General features: G+C 63.3%; 23 protein-coding genes. 12 read left to right on the forward strand and 11 right to left on the reverse strand.

Features of this window, described 5'->3' with window-relative positions; translation table 11 throughout:
* The first annotated feature begins 3 nt into the window (after positions 1-3).
* Positions 4-666: a S1 family peptidase gene (locus H2510_RS12735; protein ID WP_261392909.1), complete on the forward strand. Its 663-nt coding sequence runs from the start codon at positions 4-6 to the stop codon at positions 664-666.
* A 20-nt stretch (positions 667-686) separates the two neighbouring features.
* Here H2510_RS12735 and H2510_RS12740 read toward each other — a convergent pair whose 3' ends face one another.
* From H2510_RS12740 to H2510_RS12765, 6 genes are all read right to left on the reverse strand, one after another.
* Positions 687-1256, reverse strand: a complete 570-nt coding sequence (locus tag H2510_RS12740; protein WP_186628680.1) for a hypothetical protein — start codon at positions 1254-1256, stop codon at positions 687-689.
* Entirely contained in the window at positions 1253-2041 is a 789-nt protein-coding gene (locus tag H2510_RS12745; protein WP_315901357.1) for a MerR family transcriptional regulator, read from the reverse strand. Before H2510_RS12745 ends, H2510_RS12740 begins: the two co-directional genes overlap by 4 nt.
* A 68-nt stretch (positions 2042-2109) precedes the next feature.
* The gene (locus tag H2510_RS12750; RefSeq protein WP_186628681.1) at positions 2110-2259 is read right to left on the reverse strand and encodes a hypothetical protein; all 150 of its coding nucleotides are present in this window, start codon (positions 2257-2259) and stop codon (positions 2110-2112) included.
* A 24-nt stretch (positions 2260-2283) separates the two neighbouring features.
* Positions 2284-2673 carry an STAS domain-containing protein gene (locus H2510_RS12755; RefSeq protein ID WP_186628682.1) on the reverse strand — a complete coding sequence of 130 codons (390 nt, stop codon included), beginning with the start codon at positions 2671-2673 and terminating at the stop codon, positions 2284-2286.
* 168 nt (positions 2674-2841) lie between these two features.
* The gene (locus H2510_RS12760) at positions 2842-3273 is read right to left on the reverse strand and encodes a PPOX class F420-dependent oxidoreductase (protein ID WP_186628683.1); all 432 of its coding nucleotides are present in this window, start codon (positions 3271-3273) and stop codon (positions 2842-2844) included.
* A gap of 69 nt (positions 3274-3342) precedes the next feature.
* A complete protein-coding gene (locus tag H2510_RS12765) occupies positions 3343-4098 on the reverse strand; it encodes an IclR family transcriptional regulator (protein ID WP_186628684.1) in 756 nt (251 codons plus the stop codon).
* A 76-nt stretch (positions 4099-4174) separates the two neighbouring features.
* Between H2510_RS12765 and H2510_RS12770 the strand changes: the two genes are divergently transcribed.
* Both H2510_RS12770 and dmpG read left to right on the forward strand, forming a co-directional pair.
* Complete coding sequence (locus H2510_RS12770) at positions 4175-5119, forward strand: acetaldehyde dehydrogenase (acetylating) (RefSeq protein ID WP_084347155.1); 945 nt, start codon at positions 4175-4177, stop codon at positions 5117-5119.
* On the forward strand, positions 5116-6150 hold the full coding sequence (dmpG, locus tag H2510_RS12775; RefSeq protein ID WP_186628685.1) for a 4-hydroxy-2-oxovalerate aldolase: 1035 nt from the start codon (positions 5116-5118) through the stop codon (positions 6148-6150). The genes H2510_RS12770 and dmpG overlap by 4 nt, the downstream gene beginning before the upstream one ends.
* Before the next feature lie 71 nt (positions 6151-6221).
* Here the strand turns inward: dmpG and H2510_RS12780 are convergent, their stop codons facing one another.
* A complete protein-coding gene (locus H2510_RS12780) occupies positions 6222-6812 on the reverse strand; it encodes a TetR/AcrR family transcriptional regulator (RefSeq protein WP_186628686.1) in 591 nt (196 codons plus the stop codon).
* Positions 6813-6902: 90 nt separating this feature from the next.
* On the opposite strand from H2510_RS12780, the gene H2510_RS12785 reads away from it, so the two are divergent.
* Together H2510_RS12785 and H2510_RS12790 are read left to right on the forward strand one after the other, a co-directional pair.
* Positions 6903-8366 (forward strand): NAD(P)/FAD-dependent oxidoreductase, encoded by a 1464-nt coding sequence (locus H2510_RS12785; protein WP_186628687.1) that lies wholly within the window; start codon positions 6903-6905, stop codon positions 8364-8366.
* A gap of 5 nt (positions 8367-8371) precedes the next feature.
* On the forward strand, positions 8372-8791 hold the full coding sequence (locus tag H2510_RS12790) for a protein-tyrosine phosphatase family protein (protein ID WP_186628688.1): 420 nt from the start codon (positions 8372-8374) through the stop codon (positions 8789-8791).
* A gap of 24 nt (positions 8792-8815) precedes the next feature.
* On the opposite strand, the gene H2510_RS12795 is transcribed toward H2510_RS12790, so the two are convergent.
* The gene (locus H2510_RS12795) at positions 8816-9289 is read right to left on the reverse strand and encodes a hypothetical protein (RefSeq protein ID WP_186628689.1); all 474 of its coding nucleotides are present in this window, start codon (positions 9287-9289) and stop codon (positions 8816-8818) included.
* 145 nt (positions 9290-9434) lie between these two features.
* Between H2510_RS12795 and H2510_RS12800 the strand changes: the two genes are divergently transcribed.
* The 4 genes from H2510_RS12800 to H2510_RS12815 all read left to right on the forward strand — a co-directional run bounded on the left by H2510_RS12800 (position 9435) and on the right by H2510_RS12815 (position 11466).
* Positions 9435-9734 (forward strand): hypothetical protein, encoded by a 300-nt coding sequence (locus H2510_RS12800; RefSeq protein WP_136170118.1) that lies wholly within the window; start codon positions 9435-9437, stop codon positions 9732-9734.
* 74 nt (positions 9735-9808) lie between these two features.
* Entirely contained in the window at positions 9809-10312 is a 504-nt protein-coding gene (locus H2510_RS12805; RefSeq protein WP_186628690.1) for an META domain-containing protein, read from the forward strand.
* Positions 10313-10420: 108 nt separating this feature from the next.
* Entirely contained in the window at positions 10421-10621 is a 201-nt protein-coding gene (locus H2510_RS12810) for a hypothetical protein (RefSeq protein WP_186628691.1), read from the forward strand.
* A gap of 314 nt (positions 10622-10935) precedes the next feature.
* A complete protein-coding gene (locus tag H2510_RS12815; protein WP_186628895.1) occupies positions 10936-11466 on the forward strand; it encodes a YdcF family protein in 531 nt (176 codons plus the stop codon).
* Positions 11467-11471: 5 nt separating this feature from the next.
* On the opposite strand, the gene H2510_RS12820 is transcribed toward H2510_RS12815, so the two are convergent.
* Together H2510_RS12820 and H2510_RS12825 are read right to left on the reverse strand one after the other, a co-directional pair.
* Positions 11472-11834 (reverse strand): CrcB family protein, encoded by a 363-nt coding sequence (locus H2510_RS12820; RefSeq protein ID WP_186628692.1) that lies wholly within the window; start codon positions 11832-11834, stop codon positions 11472-11474.
* Positions 11831-12208: a CrcB family protein gene (locus tag H2510_RS12825; protein WP_186628693.1), complete on the reverse strand. Its 378-nt coding sequence runs from the start codon at positions 12206-12208 to the stop codon at positions 11831-11833. Before H2510_RS12825 ends, H2510_RS12820 begins: the two co-directional genes overlap by 4 nt.
* Before the next feature lie 151 nt (positions 12209-12359).
* Here H2510_RS12825 and H2510_RS12830 point away from each other — a divergent pair, with 151 nt between their 5' ends.
* The 3 genes from H2510_RS12830 to H2510_RS12840 all read left to right on the forward strand — a co-directional run bounded on the left by H2510_RS12830 (position 12360) and on the right by H2510_RS12840 (position 14244).
* Positions 12360-12698 (forward strand): STAS domain-containing protein, encoded by a 339-nt coding sequence (locus H2510_RS12830; RefSeq protein WP_315901359.1) that lies wholly within the window; start codon positions 12360-12362, stop codon positions 12696-12698.
* A 21-nt stretch (positions 12699-12719) separates the two neighbouring features.
* On the forward strand, positions 12720-13199 hold the full coding sequence (locus tag H2510_RS12835; protein ID WP_261392910.1) for an ATP-binding protein: 480 nt from the start codon (positions 12720-12722) through the stop codon (positions 13197-13199).
* Positions 13200-13299: 100 nt separating this feature from the next.
* The gene (locus H2510_RS12840) at positions 13300-14244 is read left to right on the forward strand and encodes a hypothetical protein (protein WP_186628695.1); all 945 of its coding nucleotides are present in this window, start codon (positions 13300-13302) and stop codon (positions 14242-14244) included.
* A gap of 18 nt (positions 14245-14262) precedes the next feature.
* On the opposite strand, the gene H2510_RS12845 is transcribed toward H2510_RS12840, so the two are convergent.
* On the reverse strand, positions 14263-14670 hold the full coding sequence (locus H2510_RS12845) for a hypothetical protein (protein WP_186628696.1): 408 nt from the start codon (positions 14668-14670) through the stop codon (positions 14263-14265).
* Between the last annotated feature and the right edge of the window lie 50 nt (positions 14671-14720).

Genomic DNA, 14720 nt, shown 5'->3' on the forward strand with positions numbered 1-14720 from the left:
GCGATGGCCGCAGGAGCGGTGGCTGCTGCGGCCATCGCGTTCGGCACAGGAGCACTCTTCGGGCCGAACGCCGTCGCAGCACCAGGGGCGATCGTCGGACCGGGGACGGGATACGTCACCACCGGCGGCCTCGACGATCTGACCGCATGCTCCTTCGCCGCAGTCGGATACGACGCGTCGGGAACCCTCGTCGGCCTGACGGCAGGACACTGCGTCCTCTCGCCGGGCCTGCCGGTGACACTCATCGGTAACCCCGGTGCCGGGCCGGTCGGGACTACCGTCACCTCGCACTGGGGTCCCGACTACGGAGTCATCGCACTCGACCCCGCAAAAGTGATCCCGGTGTCCTCGGTAGGAGGAGTCACCGTCACCGGCATCGGACCAGCAGTCCCGGGCCAACCCGTCTGCAAATCCGGAGTAGCCAGCGGCGTCACCTGCGGCACCATCCGAGAAGTGCGCGGATCAGACCTCGTCACCGACACACCGACAGTGTGGGCAGACTCGGGAAGCGCGCTGGTCAGCGGGACAACCCTCGTCGGCATCGCCAGCCACGCCGATGGAGTGCCCCTACTGAGCCCGACGGTCTACGCATCGGCTCTCGACTCGGTCAACATTCTCGGTGCGCGCGGCGGAACAGGCGCAGGCTTCCGGCCGATCGGTTCCTGAGCCCTCGGTATATGTGGTGCTCACGTGCGGGGAGCCTCGGCCTTGATGAGGGCCACGAAGTCCGCGGGGTGGTCGAGACAGAGACTGACCTGTCCGATCGAACCAGTCTGTCGATACTTGGGTATGAGCGACGGAAGCTGTGCGTCGACCTGCCCGCGGAGCGTGATGTCGACCGAGGTGCCATTCGCGTTGGGGAGAAATAGGCGCCCGTCACGAATGGTCGGTGTGGTCTCGGAGAACCGGCGAACCAATGCGACGGACGCAATGTCGCTGCGGCACAGCGATAGAACCGTTGTCCCAGACTGGCGCAACACGAGGTGTGCATCGGTCACATAGTGTGGGTGCACACGATGGATCGCTATCAATCCCAACAGTGCCACCAACGACCAGATGGACACGACTGCGACAAGTACTCGGAGCCATGGCCAGGGTAGAACCAGGTGCAAAACCACTAGTTCGACAAGGGTTGCCACTCCGAAAGCGGCGGGTATCGCGAGGGTGCCCTGGTGTGCAGCGAGCGGAACCCCATCCTGCGGAACGTCGATGTGTCCCCGAATCCACCTCCACAACGACAAGTAAGAGCGCATCATCGATTCTCATGCGGCACGGCTGCCCACCGTCGTTGAACTCGAGCAACAACCTCGCGCTGCGCAGGGTCTTCGATGATGTCCTCGAGTGTCATCGCGGGACGGTTATCGGGTAAGTCCTCCGGCACTCCCTCGAACCCGTCGGGGTAGAGCGAAATCAGGTTCTGGGCAACATGATCGATCTCGGCTTCTACCGACGCGGGATCGCGTCCTTCCAGCCGCGTCCATTCCGATATTGCCGCCAAGTATGTGCTTCTGCGTGCGTCGTCGGCGAGCATGGACACATACGAGGACAGCAACTCATCCGGTGCGCGACCCGATATGGCAAGCAGTTCGAGCATGTCGCGTTCACGTCGAAGGCTTGCGGCCAAACCCGAATCTGTGGCGTTGTCGATCGCGCTGTCGAGAGCCTCGGCAAGATCGGCCGGAAGTGCAGACAACTCAGTTCCCGATTCGGCACGTTCGAGCATCACGACCAGCCTGGAATGTCGGGCAGCGAGCTTGGCCTGTTCTGCTTCGATCCCGGCTATCAAAGCGGTGAGATCCTCGACGACATCACTCTTGTCCTCGCGACCGGCGCTGACCGACAGCACCGTCTCCACGGACCCGAGCGGTACCCCGGCGTCGGCGAGCCAACGAATTCTCATCAATCGGATCAGGTCGTCGAGGCGATACTCACGGTAGCCATTCGGCAGTCGTGGGGGTTCGTCCATCAACCCCAGGCGGTGGTAATGCCGCACGGTACGAGGGGTGGTTTCGGCGGCTTCCGCCAACTGACTGATTCTCACGCCATCAGTGTCGACTATGACGCTGCGTCAAGGTCAAGGGTTTCGCGGCCGCATTTCGTGCGGGTGCTCTACAAGATCCGGTGCTGCGAGCGATCCGAGGACGGGCGGGAACGGTCGGCGTCGACGAACATCTGCAGGAACGACGTCGGCCTGGACTCTTCGTTGTTCGATGACGCGTGACCGATGTCGAGGGTGCGGGGGAGATCGTGATCTGTCATGGGGGCCTCCTGATTCGGCTGAACTTATCGGGGGAGAAGTGAAGACGGACGATGGTCGACGAGAAGTGCAGCAGCACCGAGGGATTCGATGACCATCCGGGCCGGGCGGGTAGGTGCGAAGACACGCACACTGCCGTCGGACGCCAATGCTGACGTGATGACAGCATTGACCGCACCGGAGTACATGAACGACACCGCGGACAGGTCGATCAGAACATCTGCACCCGATGCGGTGAGTCGGGTGAGGTTGTGGGTCATAGCAGTTCGCGATGACATGTCGAGATCGCCGGACACTCGAAGTACGGCGTAAGAGGGCGAGTAGGACTCCACTTCGATCGCGTACCGCGCATCCTGAACTATCGAATCGGAGTCGCGTTCTTTGAATATCAGGCGGGCGATGTCGGTAACAGTCATCGTTCGGCACCTTCCCTCGACGTTGTGCGTGTTCTACACAGAACCCTGTCAGGGCAATATCTCTCCGATAGAACCTCGCGGTCACGATACGGCCACCGAGGTGTAACGAACCGGTAACGAGGTGCTGGTCATGGCGATTGAAATGCGCCGACGTCCAGGGGTTCCCGGTCAGCCGATGGATTGTCCGTACACGCGCTCGACGTCGACGACCAGGAGAACTCGACGGTCGGAGACCATCGTCGCGCGGTATTCCTCCCAGTCCGGGTGCTCACCGGAGGCCGCTCGGTAATAGTCGACCAAGGCATCCACCTCGTCGCCGTGCGGATCGGTCCCCGGGCCTACCAACGTTGCGGTGCCTTCGGCCGTCGCCCACGACCGCCCGTCCGGACTCGTCACCTCCAGTGTCGCCCGGGGATCGCGTCGTAGATTGTTGGTCTTGGCGCGGCCATCCGTCACCGAGATGCGCATTACCCCGGACGCCCGGTCGTAGAACGGCGTGACCGGCGACAGCTGCGGTCGACCGTCGGACTTGATCGTCGCGAGAACCCCGAGCCTGCTCGACGCGAGGAGCTCGTGTGGATCGAACGGCGCTTCGGTCATGAACGAACCCCCATCTGGTGTGGACTCAAATCGATGATTCGAGAGTAGACCGCCGAGTCGGTGCGCGCCTCAGCTTTCCCGAGCGGTCGACCCACGGGAGAGGACTCGACTCAGGGACAGCGCGGCCGTACGCACCGCAGGGGCGAGCAACTCGGGCCTGAACTGCGCCTTGGGGACGGACACCGACAGTGCTGCAACCGGTTTGCCTGCCATCGTGACAGGAGCTGCCACGCAACATCCGCCGATCGCGGACTCTTCACGCTCGGATGCGACACCGGTGCGTCGGACCGAATCTATCTCGAGGGCAAGCCGTTTGGGGTCGGTGATCGAATTCGGAGTACACCGCCGAAGCGGCTGGGCAAGCACCTCTGCCACCACGTCCGGGTCCTCGGAGGCGAGCAACGCCTTACCCACCGCCGTACACGTCAACGGCAACCGTCCGCCGGTGTGCGAGGGAAACGGCATCGCCGAGCGGCCGTGAATCTTCTCCACGTAGACCGCGTCGAACCGGTCTCTGACGGCGAGGTGAACGGTCTGCTCGGTCACGGCGAAGAGGTCCTGCATGAACGGGAGCGCCGCCGATCGAAGACTGTGTTTGATGGCGACACGCTCACCGAGCTCGAACAGCGCCATGCCGAGCTCGAACTTGTTCCCGGTGCGCGTGAGCCAGCCGAGGTTCGCCAGGCTCACCAGCACGCGGTGGGTGGTGGACCTGGGCAGACCCGTCCGGGCGCAGACCTCGGCGAGAGTAAGTGCCGTCCCTCCGGGAAACGAGTCCAGCACCAGAGCCGACCTCTCCAACAATGACGAACTGTCCCGTTCCATGGGACAGATCCTATGCACCGGCGAGAAGCGTGGATAACGTCGACACCAACATCGGACACGCGAAGGCGGGCAATATATGAGCACGAAAGTTGCGGTCATCGGATCGGGCAACATCGGTACCGACCTGGTGATCAAGCTGAAGAGGATCGCCAAGAACGTCGAAATTGCCGTACTGGTGGGCATCGACCCCAATTCCGACGGACTGGCTCGCGCCAGGCGGTTGGGAGTCTCCACCGTCGACTCGGGCGTGCAGGGATTGATCGATCACCCCGATTTCGCCGACATCGAGATCATCTTCGACTCCACGTCCGCCCAGGCGCACATTGCCAACGAGGCAGCACTGCGTCCCTACGGCAAGCGTCTGATCGACCTGACGCCTGCTGCCATCGGCCCGTTCGTGGTGCCCGCAGTCAACCTCGACGAGCACCTCGACGCACCGATCGTGAACATGGTGACGTGTGGCGGACAGGCGACCATCCCGATCGTCGCCGCGATTTCCTCGGTCACCGACGTGCATTACGCGGAGATCGTCGCGTCGATCGCGTCGAAGTCCGCTGGACCCGGCACACGAGCGAACATCGACGAGTTCACCGAAACCACCTCGGAAGCAATCGAGAAGGTCGGCGGAGCTGCACACGGCAAGGCGATCATCGTCCTCAACCCCGCCGAGCCGCCGCTCATCATGCGCGACACGGTGCTGGCACTGGTATCGAACCCTGATCAGGACAAGATCCGTCAGTCGATTCTGGACATGGTCGCGAAGGTTTCGGCATATGTGCCCGGCTACCGGCTCAAGCAGGAAGTCCAGTTCACCCAGCTCGACGACGCGGAGTCCGTCGCAACCCTCACCGGTGGCGTCGAAAAGGGCCCGGGCCTGTGGAAGGTGTCGGTGTTCCTCGAGGTCGAAGGCGCCGCTCATTACCTCCCCGCATACGCGGGAAATCTGGACATCATGACCTCCGCTGCTCTTCAGGTCGCGGAGAAGCTGGCTGAGAACAAGACTCTGGAGGCTGCACGATGACTCGCCCCAACGCAAACGACGGCGCCGCGCTCTACATCCAAGATGTGACGCTGCGCGACGGGATGCACGCGATGCGTCACCGGATCACCCCGGAAAACGTCGCCCGGATCGCAAGCGCCCTGGACAGTGCAGGCGTCGACGCCATCGAGGTCACCCACGGTGACGGCCTCGCCGGCCACAGCCTGACCTACGGGCCGGGCAGCAACACCGACTGGGAATGGATCGAAGCTGCAGCCGAGGTCGTTCATCGCGCAAAGCTGACGACGCTGCTGCTCCCAGGTGTGGGCACGGTGAAGGAACTCGAGCATGCATTCAAGCTCGGAGTCACCTCCGTGCGCGTTGCGACACACTGCACCGAAGCCGACGTGTCGGCACAGCACATCGGCAAGGCACGCGAATTGGGCATGGACGTGTCCGGCTTCCTGATGATGTCGCATCTCGCCGATCCCGCCAAGCTCGCCGAGCAGGCCAAGCTGATGGAATCGTATGGCGCGCATTGCGTCTACGTCACCGACTCCGGTGGCCGTCTCACAATGGACGGTGTACGCCAGCGAGTGCGCGCATACCGCGACGTCCTCGACCCGGAAACCCAGATCGGCATCCACGCCCACCAGAACCTGTCGCTGTCGGTAGCGAACTCGGTTGTGGCGGTAGAGGAAGGCGTCATGCGTGTCGACGCTTCGCTCGCCGGTCACGGCGCCGGTGCAGGTAACTGCCCGATCGAGCCGTTCGTCGCCGTCGCAGACCTCAACGGTTGGAAGCATGGCTGCGATCTGTTCGGCTTGCAGGATGCCGCAGACGACATCGTGCGTCCGCTCCAGGACCGGCCGGTCCAGGTCGACCGCGAGACGTTGACCCTCGGCTACGCGGGCGTCTACTCGAGCTTCCTGCGTCACGCCGAGTCCGCTGCCAAGCAGTACGGACTCGACACCCGTGCGATCCTGCTCGCCGTCGGCGAACGCGGACTCGTCGGCGGTCAGGAAGACCTGATCACCGATATCGCACTGGATTTGGCTGCCGCTCGCAAGTAGTCCTCACGCAACGAGTACCCCGGGTGTGGTCCGCTACGACAGGGACCGCACCCGGGGTTTCTGCTTTTCGGTCAGGTGGTGATCACGTGTCTGACGATCGTGTGTACGAGGTCTTCGATGGAGATGTCGGGATCGAAGGCTCGTTGAACCCCGATCCCCAGGCAGAGGCCCACGACGATGTCGGCAGACTTCTCGGGGGTATCGGCCAACTCGACGTCGAGTCTGCGAGCGAAGTCGGCGAGCATGTAGGCCGCAGCGGCGCGAAGTTGGCGGTTGGACTCCCTGATCTCTTCCTCGATCACGGGATTTACGCGGCCACGGGCGCCGAACTCCATTTCCAGTAGCGCCCACCGGCGGTCGCCGATGGCGTGCTCGCACCACTGGCGAACGGCTGACTCGAACGTATCGACGCTGGTGATGTTCACGGTGAGTTGGGCAGCCTCGGTCAGCTTGTGTGCCCGGATCCCCCGAATTACGTCGCGGCACAGTTCGTCTTTTCCGCCGAAGTTCGAATAGACGGCGCCCTTCGAGTATCCGGCTTCCTCCGCGATCCGGTCTACCGAGGTATCCGCATAGCCGCGGTCGAGGAAATGCTCGGTTGCGACGTCCAGCAGGGCCGCCCGCGTTCTTTCCCGAGACTCCTCGCGGGTCAGTCGCGCCATGACTTCGACTCCTTCGATTGACTTTCGGATACCAATGGTATTTCAATGCTCATGGTACTTGAACCGTCTCGAACCGAGGAGCGCATGCGTATGACCCACACTCTCGACGGCGAGTACGACGCCGTCATCGTCGGCGCAGGTATGTCCGGCATCGCCGCCTACCGAGCGCTGCGCGAGGAGGGTGTGCACAACATTCTGATCATCGAACGAGCCGCCGAGTTCGGAGGCACCTGGCGTGAGAACACCTACCCCGGATGCGAATGCGACGTGCCGTCGCCGATCTACTCGTACACCGATGCGCAGAACGCCGACTGGTCGAAACTCTATGCAAGCCAACAGGAAATTCAGCGCTACCTCGTCGCCACCGCCGACCGCTGGGGCGTGCGCGACGCCGTGTGGTTCGGCGTTACCTTCCTCGATGCGCACTGGGACGTCGCAAACGGCAAGTGGAAGATCCGAACCGACACAGGCGATGTAACAGCAACTCTCGCGATCGGCGCAGCCGGACCATGGAGTACGCCGTCCGTTCCCGACCTCCCCGGGGCAGCCGGCTTCGGTGGAGTCACATTCCACTCCGCACGCTGGCGGCACGACGTCGACCTGACCGGCAAACGCGTCGTGGTCATCGGAACCGGCGCATCCGCAGTGCAATTCGTGCCCGAGATCGTCGACGCCGCCGAACACGTGACGATCTATCAGCGCACGCCGCAGTGGGTACTCCCGAAGCCGAACTACCGTCAGCCCACAGCATTCCGTTGGCTACTGCGCCACAGTCCCGCTGTTGCTCGCATCCAGCGCGCCGTCATCTACCGCATCCTCGAACTCGTCGCGTTCGGAACCCGGCACAGTAGAGCCATGAAAATAGCCCACGTCATCGGACGGTGGCAGATCAACCGTCAGATCAGTGATGCCAATCTTCGTGAGACCGTCACCCCTGCTTATGTTTTCGGATGCAAACGTCCACTGTTTGCCAACACCTGGTACCCGACACTCGACCGCGCCGACGTCACAGTGCGCCCCAGCGGCGTCGCCCGCCTCACCGAAACCGGAGTCATCGGGACCGACGGGATCGAAGTGCCCGCCGACGTCATCATCTACGGTACCGGCTTCCACATCACGGATATGCCTCTGGCAGAACAAGTATTCGACGCAGACGGGCTGAGCCTGAGTGAACATTGGCGCGGCAGCCCCACGGCCTACCTCGGAACCACCACCCACGGCTTCCCCAACTTCGCGATCCTGCTGGGCCCAGGACTGGGAACCCTGGCGTCCGCCTTCACCGTCACCGAAACGCAGCTGGGTCTGATCAGGTCCCTCGTGCGCACCACCCGCGAGCTCGGCGCGGAAGTATTCGACACCCGCGCCGACGCCGAACAGACCTACAACAACGACCGAACAGACGCCCTGGCCACCACCGTCTACAACATCGGCGGCTGCACCAGCTACTTCATCGACAAAACCGGCACCAACAGCTTCAGCTGGCCCTGGTCCACAGACGCCATGCGTCGACGCCTGCGCACCGCCGACCCCGCCGCATACGAGTTCACCAGGTAGATCCGATGTGGGATGAGGACGCAGCCGGAGTCATGCCACTGCCGTCGGGACGCCTGATCCGGGGGAGGGGGCTGCGCACAGCGATGCCTGCCGGGCCGCGACCCGAGTTCGGTATCTACCTGACAGGTCGCGACCCGGGACGGTTCGATTGGCCGAGCCGGTGGGTTCGATGGCCCGACTTCTGGCTACCACTCGACCGAACACAGTTTGCTGCAGCGCTCGAAGAAGCACTCCACAGAGCGGCGAACGAGCGGGTCGAGATTGCCTGCGGCGGCGGTTACGGCCGAACGGGGACGGCGCTCGCGTGTGCCGTCGTGCTCGACGGAATCCCGGACGTCGACGCCGTCCGATACGTGCGTGACCACTACTCGCACCGGGCTGTCGAAACTCCTTGGCAGCGAAGGTTCGTCGCGCGTTGGCGGTGACGAACCCTCGCTACCGTGGTCGGCTTACGCCGGTGGCTGACTGAGCGAGAACCCGCACTTCTCGGTCGCGTACTTGTTCACCCGATCGCTGGCCGCCATTGCGTCCTGCGCGGTGTCGGCGTCCATCGACGTCGTCGACTTCTCGGTGAAAGCCTCGTACGTCGGCGCATCGGCAGCAGTGCTCGTGGCGACGACGCTGGCATCCTTGAGCTTGGCGAGATCAGGTGAGACATCGGGATCGTCGGCATTGATCGCCGGGTCGTAATGCTCGCTCAGGCCGTCCGCGTACGTCTTCAACGAGGCCTGCATCGCAGGCCAATCGCTCGGGTCTCCGGCCAGGGTGCTCATCGAAGAAGTTTCGAAATCCGCGATGTCCTGCAGTTGTGCGCAGATATCTACCTCGGGGGCAGCATCTGCGCTGTCGTCCGATCCGCAACCGGCCAGCCCCACGGAGACAGCGGCAGCAATGCACAGGACGGGTAAGGACGAAAGCTTCATGCGGGTATGTCTCCAAACGGATCGGGGCGTAGGTCCGCATAACCGTCACAGGAGAGGGTGCCTCTTGTCGAGTCGGGCATCCACTTGTTGGGAAATGTCACCACGCCGGATTGAGTACGAGACGATTCGAACGTATGGTCGAACAATGGCTGCGCGTAGATCGAGAGGAGGTGCAGATTCGCGTCGACCGTTCGAGGTGCTCACCCCGTCGGTCAAGGTTTTGATCGACCTGGCGATTCTCTATCCGCAGCCGCCGCATCACCACGGCAACTACACCGCGGAGGGGTTCGACGTCAGAAAAGTGGTGCCCGGCGACTTGACGGAATGGTCGATGACCGTCGACGGCGACTGGATCGGCAGAGTCACCTACGAGCTGATGTCGAAGGATCGTAGTGAGACGGTCACGCACTGGGTGCCGAGTCGGGTGCTCAAGCCGTTGCACTGAACCGGACGAATTAGCCCAGTACAGTGCGTGCGGGCGCGTACTCGGGTCCGTGGAATCTGCCAGGGAGTGCATCGATGACATTCGTTCGAGTCGGCGTCGTGCGTAAGAGTGTGATGATCGCGCTCGTCCTCGCCTGCCTATCGGCATGCGGTCAGGACAACGACTCGTCGTCGACAGTGTCGGAGAGTGCTTCGGAAAGTGCTGGAGCGCAACCGGATACCGACGCGATGACATTCGAGCAGTTCGAGGCGACCGAGGTCAGCGGACACGCGCTCGTGCCAGGCACCTCGATCACGATCTCGATGGCGTCCACCGGTGGTGCCGTCGCATTCAATGCTGGATGCAACACACTGTTCGGAACCCTGAACAGTGAGGCCGGAGTGGTGAACGGCCCCGGCGCCGAGGCGTCGAACGGTCCGATGGGATCGACGATGATGGCGTGCGACGATGCGCTGATGGAGCAGGACCGCTGGCTGCAAGAATTCCTCGACTCCACACCCGTATGGACACTCGGTGAAGACACCGTGACGTTGAGTTCACCAGCCGGGGCGATCACCGCCACTCGCGTCGAGGGCTGATCTGCGTCAGGTGGTTTTCCCCGGCAGCGCAGGGGGTTTGGGGCCCGATCGTTGGGGTATACGATCCATTCGCGGTAGCCGACGGTCGGCTACGGGAGGGGTTTCATCATGCGGTTCGTCACTCTGATCGTCCTTATATGGCTCGTGGTCGGAGGTATCGCAGTGTTCCAACGCGGATACGTCTCCAATGCACCCGAGAACTGCGCAGGTGTCGGCACGATCGCTCTCACCGTCGTCGCAGGCCCACTCAACTACGCAGGCGTCAACCCGAAGGTCACGGACTGCAACCTGCCGCAGCCAAGCCAGTAGGCCATTCGCGCGATCGGTTGCCGCTTTCGGCAGCCGATCGGCGCGTGAATGGTCCATTGAAGCGATCGGTTGGCCGTTTTCGGCCGCCCACCCATCGCTTCAATGTGACATTCATACGATCTAATGCCTTCGGTGGTCCATTCAAGCGGGAGAGGTGGCCGCTTACCGCTTGAATGGTCCATTCAAGCGGGCCGGCCGGCCAGTCGAGACGGCCGACCCACCGGGTGACGTTCGTCGCTGAAAATGCACCGGTCGGGCCCGCTGATTAGGCTCGAGGTGTGATTCGCCGGAGCCCCTTGGTCATCGTTGCCATCATGCTTCCGGTTCTACTTGTATCGCTGATCGGATTCGGCGGGTATCTGACGTTCACGAGGGCCGCGATCGACCCGGTGACCTCTGCGGACGCGATCATCGTTCTGGGCGGTGAGCACGACGGCCGAGAGGCGTACGGCGTGTCCCTGGCCGAGCAAGGTGTCGCCGACACCGTGGTGCTGTCGGATCCATACGGTGCCAAGGACCCGGTCATGAAGAAGTACTGCGAGAAGAAGACGTCGAAGTACACCGTGCTGTGTGTCGATCCCATACCCGGCACGACTCGTGGGGAAGCCATTTTCACCCAACAGCTTGCGCAGGAACGTGGCTGGAAGCACGTCATCGTCGTGAGCTGGCGCTACCATCTGCCGCGCGCTCGTTTCATCTTCGGTCAATGCTTCGACGGCGAGGTCACCATGCGTCCGGTCCCACGCACCTACGACTTTTCGCTCGTGCAATGGGAATACACCTACCTGTATCAGATTGCGGGCTTCGTCAAAGCCGGCGCGCAGGGCGGATGCGGCGACGTCTGAGCGAGTCAGAGCTTGCCGTAGAGCGTGACACCGGACTTCCACAGCAGGAACCCGAGCATCGCGCAGGCGATCGCGCCGACGACATTGGCGGTGAGAAACAGTGCCGCCACTCGAAACCGTCGTCGACGCGCGTACCCGACCGTCAGCAGAGCAACCGAGGACATCGGCGCCAGCGAGGCTAGGAAGCCGAAGCCTGCGAGGCCGAGGACCCACTGCGGGGGCGTCGCGGCCACGAAGAACCCGAGCACTCCGCAGGAGACCATTGTCAGGAGGAGGACCCGTCGACTGTCGGTGACCGAGTCGGTGATCACGTAATGCGCGAGAGCTCCGCACGCGCCACCGATGGCGACGAGGAGCAGTACGGTCATCTGACGGACTCGTGGGGGCGAGTGATGAGCGCGCCGATGCCGAGCGCTGCGACGGCCACGATGGGTGTCACCACGATGTAGACCACCGAGTTCCAAGCATTGTCATGCGTGACTCCCTGCAGCGCATAGAAGCTGAACGTGGTGAAACCGCAGGACGTCCCGATGACGAGGGGTCGCAGGATCGGTGCTGCGCGGCCTGACAGATAACCCAACGCGGCACCGAGGAGTAGGCACCCGACCACGTTGATCGAAAACGTGCTCAGCAGAAGCCATCGGGCGGACTCGCGCCGATCCCAGATCTCGTAGCGGACGATCGCCCCGAGCGCACCGCCGAAGGCGACCGCGGCGGTGGCGGGAAATCTGTCGTAGCTCATCGCATTTCACCCTAGTTCTAATCGGCAGCGACGCCAGGTGAGAGAGCATCCGGCGTCGAGAATCACACCAGATGAGGGGACTTGCGTTCCTCGGGTATGTTTGTCGACTGTGACGCTTGACGAGTCGGGGCTCGGCCCTCAGAATTTCGACGTGGCTGTTCAGTGGATCGGCACTGCGGCCATCGTGACGGTTTCCGGAGAGCTCGACTTGGTGACCGCACCACAGCTGACCGAATCGGTCGAGTTGGTCTGCGGCAAGCAGCCGACGGCCCTCGTCATCGATCTCTCCAACGTTGGATTCCTGGCTTCTGCGGGAATGTCGTTGCTTGCCTCCACACATCAGAAACTCGGTGACTCGGCAGGGTTTGCCGTGGTCGCGGACGGCCCAGCCACGGGCCGCCCACTGACGCTGATCGGGCTCGATCAGCTATTCGGAATCTTCGCGACGGTAGAGGAGGCGCTGGATGCGCTTCAGGTGGGTAAATCCTGACGCTTTGGGTATGACGGAGCAATGATGGCAATTGTGTTCGGTGGGAGCGACCCTACGGTCCCTCCCGTCACCGAACCGAACTCAGGCCCGCGACTCGAGGACGCCATGAATCTGGACTTCGATGGGGAAGCCGCCGTGCCGGATCGAGCGTCTGCACTCCGGATCGCACTGAGCCAGTGGCTGACCGGTCTCGACGTCGACCCCAACCGTGTCTACGACGTGGTGTTGGCTACCTACGAGGCGCTGGCCAATTCCGTCGAGCACGCGTACGCCGGAGCATCCGGGCCGGGCACTCTGGACCTGCATGCGCAGTTCGTCCCGGCGACCGGCTCCATCGAAGTGGTCATCTGCGACCACGGTGAGTGGGCTGTCCATGCGCCCGACGCCACCCGCGGACGGGGCGTCCCCCTGATGCACGCGCTCGCGGACACCACGGCGGTGACGTCCGATCACGACGGCACCACTGTCCGCCTCATCTGGGACGCACCTGTTTCTGTTTGACCGGAGTGGCACTACCCGACTTCGGTCAATGCCATGACACGCACATTGTGAAGTAGCACAATCGCCCCATCGGGACATAGTCCGAGGGGTGGAGGCGCAAGTGAATGCTTCGCAGGTGCCCGGTGCCGTGGTTGCGGACCGGTATCGATTGCTGCAGCGTCGCCCGTCCATCGGTTGGGGCACCCGATGGCGTGCCAAAGACCTGACATCCGGTCGTGACTTTTCCCTATCGCTGTTCCGAACTGCCGTCATCCAGTCCCATGACCCGCGGCCCGACGCGATTAAAAGATTCATCGAGACCGTGCGTGCGCACGGACGGCGAATGGAAGGACAGTTCGACGTCCTGGAAACGACGCCGTACGTCGCCGTGATCGAGGAGCTAGGGGCTCGCCGTCCATTCGCTCCACCGACCGAGGCGCCACCCGACGCCGATGCCGCCGGGCCACGTCGACAGTTGACGTGGGTGCTCGCTGCAGGCGCAGCGGTCGCGGCCTTCGGCTTGCTGGGATGGTTACTGTCCACCACGTTGCTGGCGAACAACCTCGGCGACGTATCCAACGTGGCCGCGGCACCGGAACTGCCGTCGGCGATGCCCGCCAAGCCGCCGCCGGCACCGATTCTGCCGGTCGGCGCCGAGGTGTGGTCCGCGGTGCGCAGCCCGGACAACCCAGAGGATGCCCGACTGGCCATCGATGCGAACCCGGCGACCGCATGGTCCACGGACAACTACCGAAGCCCCTTCGGCACGACCAACAATGGAATCGGCCTTGTCGTGAACTTCGCTTATCAGGTTGACTTCGACGAGGTCTGGATCTCGACCCCGGTGGCCGGGACGACCGTAGAGATCCGGACGCCACCGGAACCGAACGGCACGCTGAGCTCGACGCGCGTCCTCGGGTCCGCTGTCACGGGACGCGGCGTGACGACCATTCCCACCGAGGTGGTTCCGGGTTCACGTGCAGTGTTGGTGTGGGTGGCCGAGCTTGCTCCTGATACATCCGGATATGCGTCCGAGATATCGGAGATCGGATTCACGCCCGCCTGAGGGCTAAAGCGGAACTCCTCAGCGCGTCGGCGTGGTCACTTTCGAGGAGGATGCGGGTTGCTGATCGCTGGTGCTGCTGCGAGGTGCCCTCGTCGACGAGGATTCGGTAGTACTCGCCCCGGGTGTCGTGTTGGCCGTCGTCGTGTCTGAAGGTGTGGTTCCGGGGGGAGTAGTGGTGGGCGGGGTTGTCGTAGTGGGCTTGGGTGTCGTGGGGACCGCCACCTTCCACGTCGGCGACGGCGGGACGAGGATACCGGTGGAGGGGGCGGCGCGCGCAGCGGAGCTCAGGTCCGATCGCAGGGCCGGGGGCCGCACTGTGGTGGTCGTATCGGAGAACGCTCCGCCCAGCGCGCCGATGGTCAGTCCGACGGCTACTGCGACACCTGCGATTGCCACCGCCGATACCGCGATGACTTTGTCGCGCATGTAGATCAACCCTTACTCCGGTTCCCGCCGGCCAAGTTACCGCGGAAATG

The sequence above is a fragment of the Rhodococcus sp. BP22 genome (genome assembly GCF_014281965.1).
Lineage (GTDB): Bacteria > Actinomycetota > Actinomycetes > Mycobacteriales > Mycobacteriaceae > Rhodococcoides.

What these genes read in the sequence shown, in the direction of transcription:
- H2510_RS12815 (WP_186628895.1), top strand. Translation starts at nt 10,936, where the DNA reads ATGCTTCCGGTTCTACTTGTATCGCTGATCGGATTCGGCGGGTATCTG.
- H2510_RS12820 (WP_186628692.1), bottom strand. Translation starts at nt 11,834, where the DNA reads ATGACCGTACTGCTCCTCGTCGCCATCGGTGGCGCGTGCGGAGCTCTC.
- H2510_RS12845 (WP_186628696.1), bottom strand. Translation starts at nt 14,670, where the DNA reads ATGCGCGACAAAGTCATCGCGGTATCGGCGGTGGCAATCGCAGGTGTC.
- H2510_RS12810 (WP_186628691.1), top strand. Translation starts at nt 10,421, where the DNA reads ATGCGGTTCGTCACTCTGATCGTCCTTATATGGCTCGTGGTCGGAGGT.
- H2510_RS12800 (WP_136170118.1), top strand. Translation starts at nt 9,435, where the DNA reads ATGGCTGCGCGTAGATCGAGAGGAGGTGCAGATTCGCGTCGACCGTTC.
- H2510_RS12795 (WP_186628689.1), bottom strand. Translation starts at nt 9,289, where the DNA reads ATGAAGCTTTCGTCCTTACCCGTCCTGTGCATTGCTGCCGCTGTCTCC.
- H2510_RS12760 (WP_186628683.1), bottom strand. Translation starts at nt 3,273, where the DNA reads ATGACCGAAGCGCCGTTCGATCCACACGAGCTCCTCGCGTCGAGCAGG.
- H2510_RS12805 (WP_186628690.1), top strand. Translation starts at nt 9,809, where the DNA reads ATGACATTCGTTCGAGTCGGCGTCGTGCGTAAGAGTGTGATGATCGCG.
- H2510_RS12825 (WP_186628693.1), bottom strand. Translation starts at nt 12,208, where the DNA reads ATGAGCTACGACAGATTTCCCGCCACCGCCGCGGTCGCCTTCGGCGGT.
- H2510_RS12740 (WP_186628680.1), bottom strand. Translation starts at nt 1,256, where the DNA reads ATGATGCGCTCTTACTTGTCGTTGTGGAGGTGGATTCGGGGACACATC.
- dmpG (WP_186628685.1), top strand. Translation starts at nt 5,116, where the DNA reads ATGACTCGCCCCAACGCAAACGACGGCGCCGCGCTCTACATCCAAGAT.
- H2510_RS12785 (WP_186628687.1), top strand. Translation starts at nt 6,903, where the DNA reads ATGACCCACACTCTCGACGGCGAGTACGACGCCGTCATCGTCGGCGCA.
- H2510_RS12735 (WP_261392909.1), top strand. Translation starts at nt 4, where the DNA reads ATGGCCGCAGGAGCGGTGGCTGCTGCGGCCATCGCGTTCGGCACAGGA.
- H2510_RS12780 (WP_186628686.1), bottom strand. Translation starts at nt 6,812, where the DNA reads ATGGCGCGACTGACCCGCGAGGAGTCTCGGGAAAGAACGCGGGCGGCC.
- H2510_RS12750 (WP_186628681.1), bottom strand. Translation starts at nt 2,259, where the DNA reads ATGACAGATCACGATCTCCCCCGCACCCTCGACATCGGTCACGCGTCA.
- H2510_RS12835 (WP_261392910.1), top strand. Translation starts at nt 12,720, where the DNA reads ATGATGGCAATTGTGTTCGGTGGGAGCGACCCTACGGTCCCTCCCGTC.
- H2510_RS12770 (WP_084347155.1), top strand. Translation starts at nt 4,175, where the DNA reads ATGAGCACGAAAGTTGCGGTCATCGGATCGGGCAACATCGGTACCGAC.
- H2510_RS12790 (WP_186628688.1), top strand. Translation starts at nt 8,372, where the DNA reads ATGTGGGATGAGGACGCAGCCGGAGTCATGCCACTGCCGTCGGGACGC.
- H2510_RS12765 (WP_186628684.1), bottom strand. Translation starts at nt 4,098, where the DNA reads ATGGAACGGGACAGTTCGTCATTGTTGGAGAGGTCGGCTCTGGTGCTG.
- H2510_RS12755 (WP_186628682.1), bottom strand. Translation starts at nt 2,673, where the DNA reads ATGACTGTTACCGACATCGCCCGCCTGATATTCAAAGAACGCGACTCC.